The sequence below is a fragment of the Sneathiella marina genome (assembly GCF_023746535.1).
Lineage (GTDB): Bacteria > Pseudomonadota > Alphaproteobacteria > Sneathiellales > Sneathiellaceae > Sneathiella > Sneathiella marina.
Genome location: NZ_CP098747.1, coordinates 1,245,597 through 1,262,143 on the forward strand (window position 1 = coordinate 1,245,597; position 16,547 = coordinate 1,262,143).

Genomic DNA, 16,547 nt, shown 5'->3' on the forward strand with positions numbered 1-16,547 from the left:
CGGCCGAGGGGCAAACAGGAGTATAGAATGTCTGATCTGAAAACACATGATCTGAGAGGATGGGATCCTGATAATGAGGCCCAGTGGGCAAGCGAGGGAAAATCCATCGCCACCCGCAACTTGTGGATATCCATCCCATCCTTGCTTTGCGGATTTGCGGTTTGGCTCTACTGGGGTATCATTACTGTGCAGATGATCAATCTCGGCTTTCCGTTTGAGCGTCATGAGTTGTTCACACTCACAGCTATTGCAGGTCTTTCCGGCGCGACGCTCCGTATTCCAAGCTCGTTCTTTATCCGGCTCGCCGGAGGGCGCTATACAATATTCTTCACGACCGCGCTTCTGATCATCCCGGCGCTTGGTACCGGGATGTTGTTGCAGACCCCGAACTCAACGCTCTGGCAATTTCAGATCATGGCGCTTTTGAGCGGCTTTGGCGGCGGTAATTTTGCGTCCTCCATGTCTAATATCAGCTTTTTTTACCCAAAAAAGATACAGGGTTATGCGCTTGGCATGAACGCCGGTTTGGGAAATTTTGGCGTGACGACCATGCAGATCCTGGTGCCACTTGTTATGACTTTTGGCCTGTTTGGCGGGGATCCGATGATCCTGGAAAATGCGTCCGGGACCCTGATCGGGAAAATTCCGGCGGGAACGGAAACCTATATCCAGAATGCCGGCTATATCTGGCTTCTGTTTTTAGTGCCGCTCGCTATTACCGTCTGGTTTGGCATGAATAATATCCGTGATGAATATGTCTCGCCCGACGCGGACTCGGCGATCGGCGGGTTCCTGAAAATCGGGGGGATGCTGCTGATCGGTCTTGGAACATCTGTCTTTGGTTTGTGGCTTATGCTGCCAGCCGGTGTTGGTGGGTCGGGGCTGATGCTGTCGAAATGGCTCGTTCTGCCAATTGTCATCGTTGCGACCCTGTTCTGTATGAAACTTATCCCGGGGAAGACTCAAACTAACCTGAAACGTCAGTTCAAAATTTTCGATAACAAACATACCTGGGCGATGACGGTAATTTATACCATGACGTTTGGCAGCTTCATCGGATTTTCCGCGGCGCTGCCGCTGGCGATCAAGGTTATTTTTGGCTTCCAGCACGGTATGGTCGATGGCGTAATGACCCATGACGTTGTTAATCCGAACGGACCGAGTGCCCTGATGTATGCCTGGATGGGGCCTTTTATCGGCGCGCTCATCCGTCCCGTCGGCGGAAAAATGGCGGATAAATTTGGCGGAGCACGGGTGACCCAGATCATCAGTGTTGTGATGGTTTGTTCTGCCCTGGGTGTCGCTTACTTCATGAAGGTGGCTTATGGATCAATGACGCCGGAAGTTTATTTTTTCCCCTTCCTCATTTTGTTCATCCTGCTGTTTGCGGCGACAGGCATTGGCAATGGATCAACCTTCCGGACGATTGCTATCGTATTTGACAAGGAACAGGCGGGTCCGGTTCTTGGCTGGACATCCGCCATTGCCGCGTATGGCGCCTTTATCATTCCCCAGGTTTTCGGTGAGCAGATCAAGGCGACAACCCCTGAATACGCACTGTACGGTTTCGCCATTTTCTACGGCGTTTGTATCTTGATCAATTGGTGGTTCTACCTGCGCAAGAGCGCCTATGTGAAGAACCCGTAATTCAACATTTTTGGGAGTATTTTTTATGAGCAACCTGATAGACCGGCTCAGTTATTTCACCGCCAGCCCAGAAGAATTTTCGGATGGACATGGCATCACCACAGATGAAAACCGGGAATGGGAGCATGCTTACCGGGGGCGCTGGGCCCATGACAAAATTGTCCGTTCGACCCACGGAGTGAACTGCACTGGATCCTGTTCTTGGAAAATCTACGTCAAGAATGGCCTGGTGACTTGGGAAACCCAGCAGACTGATTATCCAAGGACGCGACCGGATCTACCCAATCACGAGCCACGCGGCTGCTCACGCGGCGCCAGTTATAGCTGGTATCTCTATAGTGCAGCCCGACTGAAATACCCTCTTATTCGCAGTCGTTTGATCAAACTTTGGCGAGAAGCCAAAAAACTGCATCCCGACCCAGTTGATGCTTGGGGCAGTATTGCTTCAAACCCATCGAAGATGCGCGAGTATAAAGAGATACGCGGGCTTGGTGGATTTGTCCGTGCCGATTGGGAGGAAGTGAACGAGATCATTGCCGCGGCCAATATCTATACTGCAAAAGAATATGGCCCGGATCGGGTTATCGGATTTTCGCCAATTCCAGCGATGTCCATGGTTTCCTATGCTGCGGGCAGCCGCTACCTGTCCCTGATCGGTGGCGTATGCATGAGTTTTTATGACTGGTATTGCGACTTGCCACCAAGTTCTCCGCAGACATGGGGTGAACAGACGGACGTTCCGGAAAGTGCCGACTGGTATAATTCGGGTTATATTATTGCTTGGGGGTCGAACGTTCCGCAGACACGTACTCCGGATGCTCATTTTTTCACAGAGGTTCGCTACAAGGGGACCAAAACGGTTTCCGTGACGCCCGATTATTCGGAAGTCGCCAAGCTAACTGATCTTTGGCTTAACCCTCGGCAGGGGACCGATAGCGCCATGGCTATGGCTATGGGCCATGTAATCCTGAAAGAATTTCATCTATCTGGCAGATCCAGCTATTTTCATGACTATTGCCTGCAATATACGGATATGCCCTTCCTTGTACGGCTTGAAAAACAGGGCGATCATTATGTTGCCGGGCGGACGCTCAGGGCCAGTGAGCTCATAGATGCCATCGGAGAAACCGAGAACGCTGACTGGAAACCGGTCCTTTATGACGGCAAATCGAAGACTGCCAAAGTACCAAACGGTACTGTTGGATCACGCTGGGATAAAAGTGCCAAATGGAACCTGGAACTGAAATGCGCGGTTGACGGTAGCGAAATATCTCCAGAAATGACGTTCATTGACGATAAGGATGACGTTGTCGCCGTCGGCTTTCCGTACTTCGGAAATCTAGAGAATGAGCAGCCGATATTTCGCCATTCAGACCATGACGGTATTCTTGAGCGGCATGTGCCGGTGAAAACAATCAAGGCAGCGGAGGGCGATATCCTGGTTGCCACCGTGTTCGACTTGATGGTGGCAAATTACGGAATAGACCGCGGTCTCGGCGGAGGCAATGTCGCCAAATCCTTCGATGAAAACATTCCTTATACTCCGGCCTGGCAGGAACGCTTTACCGGTGTAAAAGCCGCCAACGTGATAAAAGTCGCCCGTGAATTTGCCGATAATGCAGACAAAACCCGCGGTCGCTCGATGGTTATTCTCGGGGCGGGCGTTAATCACTGGTACCATATGGATATGATCTATCGCGGGATCATGAATATGCTGATCATGTGCGGATGTATCGGACAGTCTGGTGGCGGCTGGGCGCATTATGTGGGGCAGGAAAAGCTGCGTCCGCAAACTGGCTGGCAGCCGCTCGCTTTCGGCCTAGACTGGAACCGTCCCCCACGTCATATGAATTCCACCAGCTTTTTCTATAGTCATTCCGATCAATGGCGTTATGAAAAGCTTGAGTTGGGTGAAATTCTGTCGCCGACTGCTGACAAGAAAAAATGGGAAAATCTCTCGCTGCTTGACTGTAATGTGCGCTCTGAGCGGATGGGTTGGCTGCCATCAGCACCGCAGCTGAGTCAGAACCCGCTGGAGCTTGCGCGTGAAGCTGATGCGGCTGGAATTTCCGGCGCGGATCACGTGGTCAATAAGCTGAAATCAGGAGACCTTCAATTCTCTTGTGAGGATCCCGACGATCCGAAGAATTTCCCGCGTAATCTCTTCGTCTGGCGCTCCAATTTGTTGGGGTCTTCGGGCAAGGGCCATGAGTATATGCTCAAGCATCTCTTGGGCACAAAAAATGGTGTTCTCGGTAAGGATCTGGGCGATAGCAACGCGCAAAAACCATCAGAAGTTACCTGGCATGATGAGGCACCGGAAGGAAAGCTCGATCTTGTTGTGACGCTCGACTTCAGAATGTCGACGACATGTGTCTACTCGGATATCGTGTTGCCAAGCGCTACCTGGTATGAGAAAGACGACCTCAATACCTCGGATATGCATCCGTTTATTCATCCGCTCAGCCAGGCTGTTGATCCGGCCTGGGAAAGCCGGAGTGACTGGGAGATTTACAAGGGCCTTGCCAAAGCCTATTCGGACATCTGTCCCGGCCATCTCGGGGTAGAGAAGGACATTGTTTCGCTGCCGATCCTGCATGATACGCCGGGTGAACTTGCGCAAGCTTTCGATGTGAAGGACTGGAAAAAAGGTGAAGTCGATCCGATCCCTGGTAAAACCATGCCCAACCTGATCACTGTAGAGCGTGACTATCCCAATACCTACCAGCGCTTTACCTCCATCGGACCGATGCTGGAAAAACTCGGAAATGGCGGCAAGGGTATCAACTGGAATACCGACGCAGAAGTCGCATTTCTCGGCCTGCTTAACGGGACACATCATGATGGATCGAACACAGATCGACCGAAGCTGGAAACGGCGATTGATGCGGCGGAGATGATCCTCTCCCTCGCGCCGGAGACAAACGGTCAGGTTGCCGTCAAAGCGTGGGAGGCTCTGGGGCAGGCAACCGGACGCGATCATACGCATCTCGCGCGGCCCAAGGAGGACGAGAAGCTCCGTTTTCGAGATTTACAGGCGCAGCCCAGAAAAATTATCTCCTCGCCAACCTGGTCAGGCCTTGAGGATGAGCATGTCAGCTATAATGCCTGTTACACCAATGTCCATGAATTAATTCCCTGGCGCACCCTGACGGGCCGACAGCAATTTTATCAGGACCACGAATGGATGCGGGATTTCGGGGAGGGTTTCTGCCTCTATAAAGGGCCTGTGAATACCAAGACCCTGTCATCCGTATCCAGTAAAGGCAACGGCGATAAGCAAGTCGCGCTTAACTGGATCACACCGCATCAAAAATGGGGGATCCATTCCACCTATTCCGACAATCTGCTGATGCTTACCCTGAACCGAGGGGGCCCCGTCGTCTGGATCAGTGAAGTGGATGCGAAAAAGATTGATACCAAGGACAACGACTGGCTGGAACTTTACAATGCCAACGGCGCTATCGTCGCCCGCGCCGTTGTCTCGCAGCGTGTGCCGGAGGGCATGACAATGATGTATCATGCTCAGGAAAAAACCATCAATACACCCAAATCGCCAACGACCGGCGCCCGTGGAGGTATTCATAACTCGGTCACCCGGGCGGTGGTTAAGCCTACTCATATGATCGGTGGTTACGCCCAGCTGTCTTATGGCTTCAACTATTATGGCACTGTCGGATCAAACCGTGACGAGTTCGTTATGGTTCGGAAAATTGAACATGTTGATTTCGGTGATGAAAATCTTGTCACCGAAGCCGCCGAATAGGAGGGTAAAATGAAAGTACGTGCGCAAATCGGCATGGTCCTGAATTTGGACAAATGTATTGGCTGCCACACTTGTTCGGTGACATGTAAGAACGTCTGGACCAGCCGGGCCGGTGTTGAATATGCCTGGTTCAATAACGTCGAAACAAAGCCCGGTGTTGGTTATCCGCGCAATTGGGAAGACCAAAAGCAGTGGAATGGCGGCTGGACTCGGGCGGCAAATGGCAAGATTAAACCGAAGATGGGCGGTAAATTCCGTCTTCTCGCGAAAATCTTCGCCAACCCGGATTTGCCCGAGATTGACGACTATTATGAACCTTTCACCTTCGACTATGCCCATCTGCAAACTTCCGGGGAGGCCAAGGATGTCCCGACAGCGCGGGCGCATTCCGCGATAACCGGAGAGCGCATGGAGAAACCGGAGTGGGGCCCGAACTGGGAAGAAATCCTCGGTGGGGAATTCGAAAAGCGGAGTCAGGACTATAATTTCAGAGATATCGAGAAGGAGATGTATGGGGAGTTCGAGAACACCTTCATGATGTATCTGCCACGGCTCTGCGAGCATTGCCTGAACCCTGCCTGCGCTGCAGCCTGCCCTTCTGGCGCCATATACAAGCGCGAAGAGGACGGCATCGTCCTCATTGATCAGGATAAATGCCGGGGCTGGCGGATGTGCGTTTCAGGCTGCCCCTACAAGAAAATTTATTTTAACTGGCAGTCCGGAAAATCAGAGAAATGCACCTTCTGCTTCCCGCGGATCGAAAATGGGGAGCCCACGGTATGCAGCGAGACATGCGTCGGCCGTATCCGCTATCTTGGGGTGATGCTCTATGATGCGGACCGTATAGAGGAAGCGGCGAGCGTTGCGGATGAGAAGGATCTTTATGAAGCGCAAACCGATATTTTCCTTGATCCGTCGGACCCTGAGGTCATTGCGGCGGCAAAACGCGATGGGGTTCCGGATAGCTGGCTCGCGGCGGCAAAGAAATCACCGGTCTATAAAATGGCCATGGATTGGAAAGTCGCCTTTCCCTTGCATCCGGAATACCGAACCTTGCCGATGGTCTGGTATATCCCGCCGTTGTCCCCAATCCAGAGCCGGTGGGATGAGGGCCAACTTGAAACCGATGGCGTTATCCCCGATGTCAGCAAGCTACGCATCCCGGTCAAATATCTTGCCAATTTGCTGACAGCTGGCAAGGAACAGCCTGTCACCCATGCGTTGGAGCGGATGCTGGCGATGCGCGCCTATATGCGGACCAAACATGTCGAGGGTGCGCCCGATGAGAGCATCCTTGATCATGTCGGACTGGAGACGGCGATGGTGGAGGACATGTACCAGATCATGGCGATCGCCAATTACGAAGACCGGTATGTCATCCCGACAAATCATCGTGAATATGCCGGCAAAACGCCTTTCGACAATGAAATTGCCTTCGCGTCACGTTCTGAATGCGGATTCAGCTTTGGCGATGGGTGTTCGGGCGGAACATCTAAGCCAAGCCTGTTTGGCGGGCGAACCCATAAAAACACGATGAACGGCCAAATCAGGAGAGACAAATGAAAACCTTCAAAATACTCGGTTTGCTGCTTACTTATCCGACACCTGAGCTTCAGGAGAACATGGGTGAATTGACCCGTGTTTTGCAGCAGGAAAAAATGGTGCCCGGCAAGCTTGAAAAAGCCGTGGTCAGGTTTATGGATCGGCTGGGTTCTAGAAACCTTTTAAAGGCCCAGGAAGAGTATGTCTCGTTGTTTGATCGTGGACGCGGGCATTCGCTTTACCTGTTTGAGCATATTCACGGCGAGTCGCGAGATCGCGGCCAGGCGATGGTTGACCTGATTGATCATTACAAGGAAAAGGGGCTCGCGGTAAATGCGCGTGAGCTTCCTGATTTTCTTCCCCTGTTTTTGGAATATCTTTCGATCTGCCCTGCGGAAGAAGCTCAGGAAAACCTGGGTGAGGTTGTGCATATTGTTGCTGCTATCGGCGCTAAGCTTAAGAAGCGCGGCTCCGCTTACAGCTCGGTTTTCCTCGCCCTGGCCAAATTGACGGATGCCAAGATTGATGAGGAATTCGTCCGAAGGGCACTAACGGAAGAGGCCGCACGGGATGACAGCCTCGAAGCACTCGATAAGGAATGGGAAGAAACCCCAGCGTTCGACGGCGTCGGCGATGCAGACTGCGCGACTTGTCCGGCTGCGATGCCGGTGGATTTTAGCGCCGCCCATCCTGATCTCAACTCGGTTAAATAGGAGGATTCCATGAGCGGTTACTTAAACGAATTTCTGTTTGGTATTTATCCCTATATTGCAGTCCTTGTCATGATCCTTGGTTGTATTTTCCGTTATGATCAGAACCCTTATAGCTGGAAAGCCGATAGCTCCCAGTTACTCAGAAGCAAGGGGATGCGCTGGGGCAGCAATCTTTTCCATATTGGTATTATCCTGCTGTTTTTCGGTCATCTCGTCGGCTTGTTGACACCTGAGGTACTCTATCACTTCGTGATGACGGCTGCCGTCAAGCAAAAGCTGGCAATGATCGCAGGCGGCATATTCGGAAGCATGTGTTTTATTGGCCTGACGATTCTGCTTTGGCGGCGATTGACGGATCCCCGAATTCGCGCGACCAGTAAATTCGCCGATATCCTGATCCTGGTAGTTTTGTATTTGCAGCTCATCCTCGGGCTTGCAACCATTCCCGCGTCCGCTCAGCATCCGGACGGTAGCAGCATGATCGCGCTCGCCAATTGGGCGCAGCATATCGTGACATTTCAAGGCGGTGCTGCTGATTTTGTGATGGAAGAGGCGTTCATTTTCAAGGCCCATATCTTTCTTGGCCTGACAATTTTCCTGATTTTCCCTTTCACCCGCCTGGTGCATGTGTTCAGCGCGCCGGTGAAATATATCTTACGGCCGGGATATCAGATTGTCCGGAAGAGGGGGTGAATTATGCCAATTTTTATCAATGATACTGAAATTGATGACAATGCCGTCTTTTCAGAGATGCAATATCATTCGGCACCGTCCATGGAACAGGCTCGCGATGCTGCAGCACAGGCGCTGACCATACGCGAACTTCTGCGTCAGGAAGCGTCTCGGCAGGGATTGAGCGACCGCGATGATACCGAGGAGGCGCTGGATAAGGTGCTCATGCAATTGGTGGAAAAAGAGGTGGTCACCCCTGCGGCCGGACTTGATGCTTGCCGTACATATTATGAGCAGAATAGCCAGCGATTTCGCGTCTCGGACGCCGGCGGCGCCATATTGCCTTTTGAGGCGGTCGAGGAAAAAATTCGCGACTATCTCCATACCCGGAGCATCCGCGAAGGCGTCAGGTCCTATATTTTGCATCTTGCAGAAACCGCCCGCATTGCCGGATTTGACTTGGCGGGCTCTCTGTAATGTAGAGGAGGGATCACGCATGGATCGTTATCAGGAATTAATCGAGGGTTATAAAGCATTTCGGCATAAATATCTCCAGCAGGATTTCGATAACTATAGAAGCTGGGCCGCAACAACACAAAACCCGAAAGTTATGGTCATCGGCTGTAGCGACAGCCGGGTTAACCCCGCTATTCTGACCCATGCAGGTCTCGGCGACATCTTCGCCGCCAATAATGTCGCCAATATCGTCCCGCCTTACGAAACTGGACAGCATGCGCATCTTTCCATCGGCGCCGCTGTGCAGTTCGCTGTCACACATCTAGAAGTCGAGCATATCATTGTCATGGCCCATAGTGGTTGTGGTGGCGTTCGTGCGCTCATGTCTTCTGGCGATGAGGATGAGAACGTGAGGCCGAAAGATGATTATATACAAGGTTGGGTTAACGTTATCAGTGAGGCGCGGGACGCGGTGAAATCGACGATGGGCGATCGAGATTTCGAAGAACAATGTCAGGTTTGCGAAATGGAGGGGGCGTTGGTATCCCTCGCTAATCTGACAGGCTATCCCTATGTCCGCCGGGCGTTGGAAAAAGGCAATCTGGATTTACATGCATGGTATTTCCACATTGAAACCGGAGAATTACTGAGCTTCAATCATGAAAAAGGCCAATATCAACGGCTCGTTCCGCCTCAATAGGTCAAGACAAGCTGCCCATATTTAGGCAATGTCGGATTATTTTGCCTAGGGCGCTGATATTCCTCGCAGCCCTTCTTCCGGCATCAAAACCTGCCCTTGCCCGAACGAAAAAGCTCCCTTGCGGACCTGCCTGAAGATATAATCAATTACAATGTAAACCTTGACAGTCTTAAGCCCTGACAATGTATATTTCCGGGCGTTATGTGCGAATTTTGTTTGAATTGGAAAACAAAAAGCTTGAAATGGAAAGCAAAATACCCTATAATTCTCCATATCGGTTGGCATTAAGGAATTGCCGGTCGGTAAGGGAGATTTGAATAGATAGGTTAGCGATAACGACTGGGGCGCCTAGCGAAACAACCATTGTAAGTCACATCACCTATAATAGTGACAGGGATAAATGATAGGTGATGTTTTGGTTGTTATTAAATGTCTGAACTGACAGATGTCAGCGACATTCCGTGCTTTTGGCGCGAGCTGCAGATTACTCAAATCGACTTAAGTCTAACAAATAGATGTTCGAGTAATCAGCTTGGAGGCTCATATGACCGTTACCAGAAGACATTTTTTATCCGCATCTGCCGCGTTGGCCGGTGCCAGTATGCTCCCCTTTTCCTTGCGGGCCGAAGATACCATCAAATTCGGCTCGATACTGGATACGTCCGGCATCTTTGATGCGTACGGAAAACCCATGGATATGGCTATGAAGCTGGCCATAGACGAAATAAATGCAAGTGGTGGACTAAATGGCGCCCCGATAGATATTACGGCATATGACACGCAGTCAGATATGGCACTCTATACGCAATACGGAAGACAACTGACGCAGCAGGACGAAGTTGACGTGGTGCATGGCGGTATTTTATCTGCCTCCCGGGAAGCGATCCGCCAGACAATGAGAAAATCAGATACGCTTTATTTCTACAATGTTTTATATGAAGGCGGTGTATGCGATCGAAATATCTTCATCACCGGTGTGACACCTGCACAGCAGGTAGAGGCCCTTATTCCCTACGCCATGAATAAATCCGGCAAGAAGGTTTATGTTCTTGCTGCGGACTATAATTATGGGCAAATCACCGCGGAATGGATCAAGAAATATGTGGCGGAAAATGGCGGCGAGACAATTGCTGTCGATTTTTTCCCTCTCGATGTTTCTGACTTCGGGTCGACCATTGCGAAAATCCAGGCAGCCAAGCCTGATCTCGTTGTTGCCTCGCTTGTAGGTGGGGCGCATATGTCTTTCTTCCGGCAATGGGCCGCCGCCGGAATGAATAAAAAAATTCCCATGGCGTCAACCACTTTGGGCGCGGGTAATGAGCATAAGGTCCTGACCGCTGAGGAAGGGGATGGGATCATGGTGGCATACAATTATTCTCAGGAGCTGGAAACGCCGGAAAACGCTGCTTTCAAGAAAAAATGGGAAGAAGCTTATGGCGATGCCGACGGAATACATGAATTGGCCGTTTCAAATTATCAAGGCGTACTGGCTTGGGCGGAGGCAGTTCGCAAAGCAGGCTCAACTGATCGGGATGATGTCATAGAGGCTCTTGAAACAGGTTTGTCAATAGACGGGCCCGGCGGCCGGGTAACAATAGACCCCAAGACCCATCATGCCGTTCTGGATGTTCACATCATGGAGCTTGATGGGCAAAAAATGAAAGTGCTTGAAACTTCACAACAGCGCCAGCCCATTGACACCCAGGCCGTCTGCGACCTTGAAGCAAACCCCAATGATAACAAACAGCATGAATTGAAGTTCTGAGGATACCTTCCTGTTTAATGCAAAACATAAACCTCCCAACTTCCCGCTCTTCTAATATCTTGGAAGAAGAGCGGGTCTTTTTTAATGTTAAAGGATGGACCTATGGATCTTGCTGCGGTTATCGCCGTCGAGACAATCTATACTATTGCTAGCCTGGTTCTCATAAGCGCTGGCCTTGCCATAGTATTTGGGATGATGAAGGTCATTAATCTTGCGCATGGTGAATTTATGATGATGGGAGGCTATGCGACCATTACTGCGGTGAACTGGGGTATTAATATCTATGTTGCCATGCTTGTTATCGCCCCGCTGATCGTCGGCATTATTGGCCTGATCGTTGAACGCCTGGTCATCCGGCATTTATATGGGCGCTTGGTTGATACCATGTTGGCGACATGGGGGTTGAGCCTTTTGTTCGTTGGCCTTGTGACGATGATTTTCGGGAACACTACGACGGGTATTTCCACACCGATACCAGGTATGACCTTCGGAGATTACCAGATAAACGGATATAATTTCTTCATCATCATTGTTGCGTTACTTCTCGTAGTGCTCATTTACGCCGTTTTGAAATACACGCGGATCGGGCTGATTGCACGCGGCACAATGCAAAGCCCGGAGATGGCGTCTGCCATGGGCTATAGCCCGGACAAAATTTATATGGCGACGTTCTTTGTTGGCTCTGCTTTGTCAGGGCTTGCCGGCGCTGTGCTGGCGCCCCTTGTCGGACTTGTTCCCTCATCCGGCGGTGCTTATATCGCCAAGGCATTTATTACGGTTATTGCAGGTGGACCCTCTATTATCACGGGCTTGGTTAGTAGTGGATCCATTTTTGGCCTGGTTAATCAGGCGTTCACGTTCTCAATCTCTCCTGTTTTCGGTGATGTAGCGCTTCTCGTGGCCGCCGTGATCTTGTTGAGATTACTTCCTCAGGGCGTCACAGGTAGGTTTTTTCGAGGAAAATTGTAATGAGAGAGATTACGGTCCGCAGGTTTGCCCTCTCGATTGCTGTCGCGGGTGCGGTTATGTTGCTCTTGCCGATGGTCATTAGTACCTTCACTTTAACGTTGCTCCTTATTTATGGAATGCTTGGAATGAGCCTTGGGCTGATTTGGGGTTTCGGCGGTATATTGTGTTTCGGGCAGGCGGCATTTTTCGGGCTGGGAGCATATGCCTATGCTGTTTCCGCCATAAATTTTGGCGAGAGTACGTTGCCAATGTTGATAGCTGTTTTGCTGCCAGCCATATTTGCGTTGATCCTGGGAGCCATGATGTTTTACGGGCGTCTGGGAGATGTCTATCTTGGGATAATCACACTTGTCGTCACCTTGATATTTTTCAAGTTTATGAATTCCACGGCTGGCCCTGAATATATTATTGGTGACGCTCGCCTGGGCGGGTTTAACGGTATACCTGGATATCAGACTCTGAATGTACCAGGCTATCCTGACAAATATGTCTTCGGCGATAATTTATACTATGTAACCTTCGGCTTGCTTTTCATTACCTATTGGCTCGTCAACTGGTTGCTGGCAAGCCCGTTTGGGCGTGTTGCTGTTGCTATCCGTGAGAATGAACAGCGCGTGTCCCTTATGGGTTATGACGTCCGGGCACGTAAAACGATCCTATTTGCCGCGGGCGGTGCGATTGCCGGATTGTCGGGTGCGCTTTTCGCCAACTGGGCAGAAATTGTCACGCCAAGCCTGTTTAGCCTCGGACAAACAGCTGAGATTATTATCTGGTGCATAGTTGGCGGATTGGGAACACGTCTCGGGCCTCTTCTCGGTGCGGCCGGGCTAGCCTATTTAAAATTTATACTGGGTCAGCAGATGCTCATTGATAACGCCATCATAATGGGCCTGATACTGGTTCTTTTTGTTTTGTTCCTGCCAAAGGGGTTGGTCCCCGCAATGGACAGTATCGGACAGTATTTTGTAACCAGGTTTAATGGTCGCGCGAAGATCTATCCGAATAAGGCGGAGGCATCGTCAAATGACTGAAACAGTGCTGGAAACAATCGGTCTCACGATGAAATTTGGCGGCGTAACAGCCTGTGATAATGTTGATTTTGAACTGAAATCTCAAGAACTCAGATGCCTGATCGGTCCGAATGGGGCTGGTAAGAGTACTTTTTTTAAATGTCTGACAGGCCTCCTGCGGCCCTCTCTTGGCACTGTTACGATGAAGAACGAAGAGACTACTAACTGGGATACCCATTCCATTACCTCCTTTGGCGTTGGCATAAAAACCCAAGTACCGAGCGTTATGGATGGCATTTCAGTCCGTGAAAATATCTGGCTGGCAGCCCGCCGTTTTGTTTCGACAAACAGGGCGAACGACAAAGCCACAGAAGTGATTGAGAGGCTGTCGCTGGAGGATGTCGCCAATACGGAAGTTGGCCGCCTTGCACATGGTGAACGGCAGCGGGTTGAACTGGGCATCGTCGCGGCGGGCGACCCCTGGCTGGTCCTGCTGGATGAGCCGGCGGCTGGAATGACGTCGCATGATGTTGATCAGATGATCGAGATTATCCATGAAATGAAACAAACAGCAGCAATCGTTATCGTCGAGCACGATATGCAGTTTATCCGCACAATTGCGACAAATGTGACGGTTTTTCATCAAGGGCGCGTCCTTATGGACGATCATGTGGATGCCGTCATGTCAAATGAGACCGTCCGTAATGTGTATCTTGGGAAAAAGGCATAACCGTCATGCAAAAAAAACTGTTGCTTCGACTGAAGGATGTTGCAAGCGGATACGGCAAAGTACCGGTGTTACACGGGATTGATCTAGATGTTTATGAAAATGAAATCGTCGGCATTCTGGGCCATAATGGCATGGGAAAAACCACTTTATTAAAAGCGGTCATGGGGTTTTTACCGACGAAATCGGGAACCATCGAATATGCGAACACGGATGTAACAAGATACCCGACAAATGCCCGGGCCCGCTTGGGGATTGGCTATGTGCCGCAGGGACGGGGAATATTCCCCCAGCTCACAGTGCAGGAAAATCTTAGATTTGCCTATCGCAATATGGGCCAGGGAAGTGAAGCTGATTTGATCGCCCAGATTTTATCGGATTTCCCGCGTCTTGAACGATTGCTCGATCGTGAGGGGGGCGCCCTTTCAGGAGGCGAACAACAGTTGCTGGCTTTGGCACGGTGTTTAATGCAGGCGCCGGATTTTCTGTTACTTGACGAGCCGACGGAAGGTATTCAGCCTTCGATAATCGAGGAAATGGCCGATACCCTCATTGATCAACGAAACCGACGCGGGTTTGGCATTTTACTGGTCGAGCAGAATTTCGATTTTATTGCGGATTTATCGGATCGCGTGCTTGTTCTGGAGCGGGGAGAGATTACAGGATCACTTTCCCGAAGCGAGCTTTCAGACAGGGAAAAAGTCGACCGGTTTCTTGGATTTGGTGCGGCGCGATCCACACGTGCCACAGTGGGCCTTGACGGTGAAGATGAACAGGAAATATCGGAAAATGTTTAGGTTTCTGAGAGGAGGGAGGAACGATGGACAGTCTTAGAGACAGCATGGCAGGGGCGCTACAGGAGAAGGGTGATATTTTCCCGAAGAATGGACTGTCATATGTTGCAGGGGACAGGTCAAAACCGTTGATAAAAAAGACTATTCCTGAAGTATTTCGCGAAACAGTTGCAAAATTTGGCCCCAGAGATGCAATAATAGTTCCGGCTCAGGATGTGGCCCTGTCATATTACGATCTCGACCGGGAAATTGATTTGTTGGCGTCTGGATTACTGGCACTTGGCCTTGAAAAAGGCGATCGTATCGGTATTTGGTCCCCGAATAATCTGGAATGGATATTGTCACAATATGCGACGGCCCGTATCGGGTTGATCCTTGTCAATATTAACCCGGCCTATCGGTTATCGGAACTTGAATATGCCTTAAAAAAGTCAGGCTGCACGGCTCTGATTACTGCCGAGAAATTCAAAAGCTCTCATTATTTTGAGATGATCCGGACACTGGTGCCGGAACTGGCCCTATCCGAGCAGGTTCAATTGGAATCAAAAGCTCTGCCGAATTTAAAATTTGTCATTGGCATTCATGAAGATCCGGGTGCCGGAATACTGGCGTTCACAGATATCATGAAACTGGGGGGTCCTGCGCAACAATTGCGGCTGGAGGAAATCACTAAATCACTATCACCGGACGACCCAATTAATATTCAGTTTACGTCTGGCACCACGGGTGCGCCGAAAGGCGCGACATTGACGCATTCCAACATTATCAATAACGCGGCGAATGTTGTCGGCCGCATGAATTTTTCCGAAACAGACAGGCTCTGTATTCCTGTTCCGCTTTATCATTGCTTTGGTATGGTGATGGGCTCGCTCGGCTGTGTGACGCAAGGGGCATGCATGGTGTTCCCCGGTGAGGCATTTGAACCCGAAGAAACTCTGAAGGCTGTATCAGAGACACAATGTACGGCTCTCTATGGCGTGCCAACCATGTTTGTTGCGTTGCTGGATCATCCACATCTTGATGATTTTGACTTATCGACCTTAAGGACGGGGATAATGGCAGGCGCGCCATGCCCGATCGAAGTGATGAAACAGGTTGTCGCGCAACTGAATATGTCGGAGGTAACGATAGCGTATGGCATGACGGAAACATCACCTGTTTCATTTCAAAGCAATGTAGATGATCCCATAGAAAAACGTGTGGCCACTGTCGGCCGTATCCACCCGAATATCGAAGTAAAAATTATGGATGAAGGGGGCGAAATTACACAAGTCGGTACAAAAGGTGAGCTTTGGACAAGAGGTTACTCTGTTATGCAGGGTTACTGGGATGATGCAGAAAAAACAAAAGAAGTCATAGTCGATGGCGGTTGGATGAAAACCGGTGATTTGGCCATTCTGGATGAAGAAGGATATTGTGCAATCGTTGGCCGCCTCAAGGATATGATCATTCGCGGGGGTGAAAATATCTACCCCCGGGAAGTAGAGGAGTTTCTATTCACCCACCCGGATATCCAGGATGTGCAGATATTTGGCATTCCTCACGAAAAGTTCGGGGAGGAGGTTTGCTGCTGGATTGTGCCACAAAGCGGTGCAAAGCTTAACGAAGGTGATGTCAAAAGCTATTGTAAGAACCAGATCGCCCACTATAAAGTCCCAAAACATGTTCGCATAGTTTCTGAATTACCGATGACGGTTACAGGAAAACCTCAGAAATTTGTTATGCGTGATCAGATGATGGAGCTTTTGAACCAGCCGTAAATATGTAGTCGAAGATTGGAGTTTAA

At 50.4% G+C, this 16,547-nt stretch carries 13 protein-coding genes; all 13 read left to right on the top strand.

Annotated elements, in window-relative coordinates:
* Positions 1 to 27 precede the first annotated feature (27 nt).
* The 13 genes from NBZ79_RS05965 to NBZ79_RS06025 all read left to right on the top strand — a co-directional run bounded on the left by NBZ79_RS05965 (position 28) and on the right by NBZ79_RS06025 (position 16,521).
* Positions 28 to 1,647, top strand: coding sequence for an MFS transporter (locus NBZ79_RS05965; RefSeq protein ID WP_251936353.1), 1,620 nt, complete (start codon positions 28 to 30; stop codon positions 1,645 to 1,647).
* A 25-nt stretch (positions 1,648 to 1,672) separates the two neighbouring features.
* Positions 1,673 to 5,413 (top strand): nitrate reductase subunit alpha, encoded by a 3,741-nt coding sequence (locus NBZ79_RS05970; protein WP_251936355.1) that lies wholly within the window; start codon positions 1,673 to 1,675, stop codon positions 5,411 to 5,413.
* Positions 5,414 to 5,422: 9 nt separating this feature from the next.
* Positions 5,423 to 6,976 carry a nitrate reductase subunit beta gene (narH, locus tag NBZ79_RS05975; protein WP_251936356.1) on the top strand — a complete coding sequence of 518 codons (1,554 nt, stop codon included), beginning with the start codon at positions 5,423 to 5,425 and terminating at the stop codon, positions 6,974 to 6,976.
* Positions 6,973 to 7,668 carry a nitrate reductase molybdenum cofactor assembly chaperone gene (gene narJ / locus NBZ79_RS05980; protein ID WP_251936358.1) on the top strand — a complete coding sequence of 232 codons (696 nt, stop codon included), beginning with the start codon at positions 6,973 to 6,975 and terminating at the stop codon, positions 7,666 to 7,668. The genes narH and narJ overlap by 4 nt, the downstream gene beginning before the upstream one ends.
* Positions 7,669 to 7,677: 9 nt before the next feature.
* Positions 7,678 to 8,361: a respiratory nitrate reductase subunit gamma gene (narI, locus tag NBZ79_RS05985; RefSeq protein ID WP_251936360.1), complete on the top strand. Its 684-nt coding sequence runs from the start codon at positions 7,678 to 7,680 to the stop codon at positions 8,359 to 8,361.
* Positions 8,362 to 8,364: 3 nt separating this feature from the next.
* On the top strand, positions 8,365 to 8,817 hold the full coding sequence (locus NBZ79_RS05990; RefSeq protein ID WP_251936362.1) for a hypothetical protein: 453 nt from the start codon (positions 8,365 to 8,367) through the stop codon (positions 8,815 to 8,817).
* A 19-nt stretch (positions 8,818 to 8,836) separates the two neighbouring features.
* A complete protein-coding gene (locus tag NBZ79_RS05995) occupies positions 8,837 to 9,496 on the top strand; it encodes a carbonic anhydrase (protein ID WP_251936364.1) in 660 nt (219 codons plus the stop codon).
* A 544-nt stretch (positions 9,497 to 10,040) separates the two neighbouring features.
* Positions 10,041 to 11,261 carry an urea ABC transporter substrate-binding protein gene (locus NBZ79_RS06000; protein WP_251936366.1) on the top strand — a complete coding sequence of 407 codons (1,221 nt, stop codon included), beginning with the start codon at positions 10,041 to 10,043 and terminating at the stop codon, positions 11,259 to 11,261.
* A 102-nt stretch (positions 11,262 to 11,363) separates the two neighbouring features.
* Entirely contained in the window at positions 11,364 to 12,230 is an 867-nt protein-coding gene (locus NBZ79_RS06005; RefSeq protein ID WP_251936369.1) for an ABC transporter permease subunit, read from the top strand.
* Positions 12,230 to 13,261: a branched-chain amino acid ABC transporter permease gene (locus tag NBZ79_RS06010; RefSeq protein ID WP_251936372.1), complete on the top strand. Its 1,032-nt coding sequence runs from the start codon at positions 12,230 to 12,232 to the stop codon at positions 13,259 to 13,261. The genes NBZ79_RS06005 and NBZ79_RS06010 overlap by 1 nt, the downstream gene beginning before the upstream one ends.
* Complete coding sequence (locus NBZ79_RS06015) at positions 13,254 to 13,970, top strand: ABC transporter ATP-binding protein (protein ID WP_251936374.1); 717 nt, start codon at positions 13,254 to 13,256, stop codon at positions 13,968 to 13,970. The genes NBZ79_RS06010 and NBZ79_RS06015 overlap by 8 nt, the downstream gene beginning before the upstream one ends.
* A gap of 5 nt (positions 13,971 to 13,975) precedes the next feature.
* Complete coding sequence (locus tag NBZ79_RS06020; protein ID WP_251936376.1) at positions 13,976 to 14,764, top strand: ABC transporter ATP-binding protein; 789 nt, start codon at positions 13,976 to 13,978, stop codon at positions 14,762 to 14,764.
* A gap of 23 nt (positions 14,765 to 14,787) precedes the next feature.
* A complete protein-coding gene (locus NBZ79_RS06025) occupies positions 14,788 to 16,521 on the top strand; it encodes an AMP-binding protein (RefSeq protein WP_251936378.1) in 1,734 nt (577 codons plus the stop codon).
* Positions 16,522 to 16,547: the final 26 nt, after the last annotated feature.

Excerpts from the sequence above, each read along its gene's own strand:
- NBZ79_RS06020 (WP_251936376.1), top strand. The coding sequence starts at position 13,976 with ATGCAAAAAAAACTGTTGCTTCGACTGAAGGATGTTGCAAGCGGATAC.
- NBZ79_RS05970 (WP_251936355.1), top strand. The coding sequence starts at position 1,673 with ATGAGCAACCTGATAGACCGGCTCAGTTATTTCACCGCCAGCCCAGAA.
- NBZ79_RS05990 (WP_251936362.1), top strand. The coding sequence starts at position 8,365 with ATGCCAATTTTTATCAATGATACTGAAATTGATGACAATGCCGTCTTT.
- NBZ79_RS05965 (WP_251936353.1), top strand. The coding sequence starts at position 28 with ATGTCTGATCTGAAAACACATGATCTGAGAGGATGGGATCCTGATAAT.
- NBZ79_RS06015 (WP_251936374.1), top strand. The coding sequence starts at position 13,254 with ATGACTGAAACAGTGCTGGAAACAATCGGTCTCACGATGAAATTTGGC.
- narJ (WP_251936358.1), top strand. The coding sequence starts at position 6,973 with ATGAAAACCTTCAAAATACTCGGTTTGCTGCTTACTTATCCGACACCT.
- NBZ79_RS06010 (WP_251936372.1), top strand. The coding sequence starts at position 12,230 with ATGAGAGAGATTACGGTCCGCAGGTTTGCCCTCTCGATTGCTGTCGCG.
- NBZ79_RS05995 (WP_251936364.1), top strand. The coding sequence starts at position 8,837 with ATGGATCGTTATCAGGAATTAATCGAGGGTTATAAAGCATTTCGGCAT.
- narI (WP_251936360.1), top strand. The coding sequence starts at position 7,678 with ATGAGCGGTTACTTAAACGAATTTCTGTTTGGTATTTATCCCTATATT.
- NBZ79_RS06005 (WP_251936369.1), top strand. The coding sequence starts at position 11,364 with ATGGATCTTGCTGCGGTTATCGCCGTCGAGACAATCTATACTATTGCT.
- NBZ79_RS06000 (WP_251936366.1), top strand. The coding sequence starts at position 10,041 with ATGACCGTTACCAGAAGACATTTTTTATCCGCATCTGCCGCGTTGGCC.
- narH (WP_251936356.1), top strand. The coding sequence starts at position 5,423 with ATGAAAGTACGTGCGCAAATCGGCATGGTCCTGAATTTGGACAAATGT.
- NBZ79_RS06025 (WP_251936378.1), top strand. The coding sequence starts at position 14,788 with ATGGACAGTCTTAGAGACAGCATGGCAGGGGCGCTACAGGAGAAGGGT.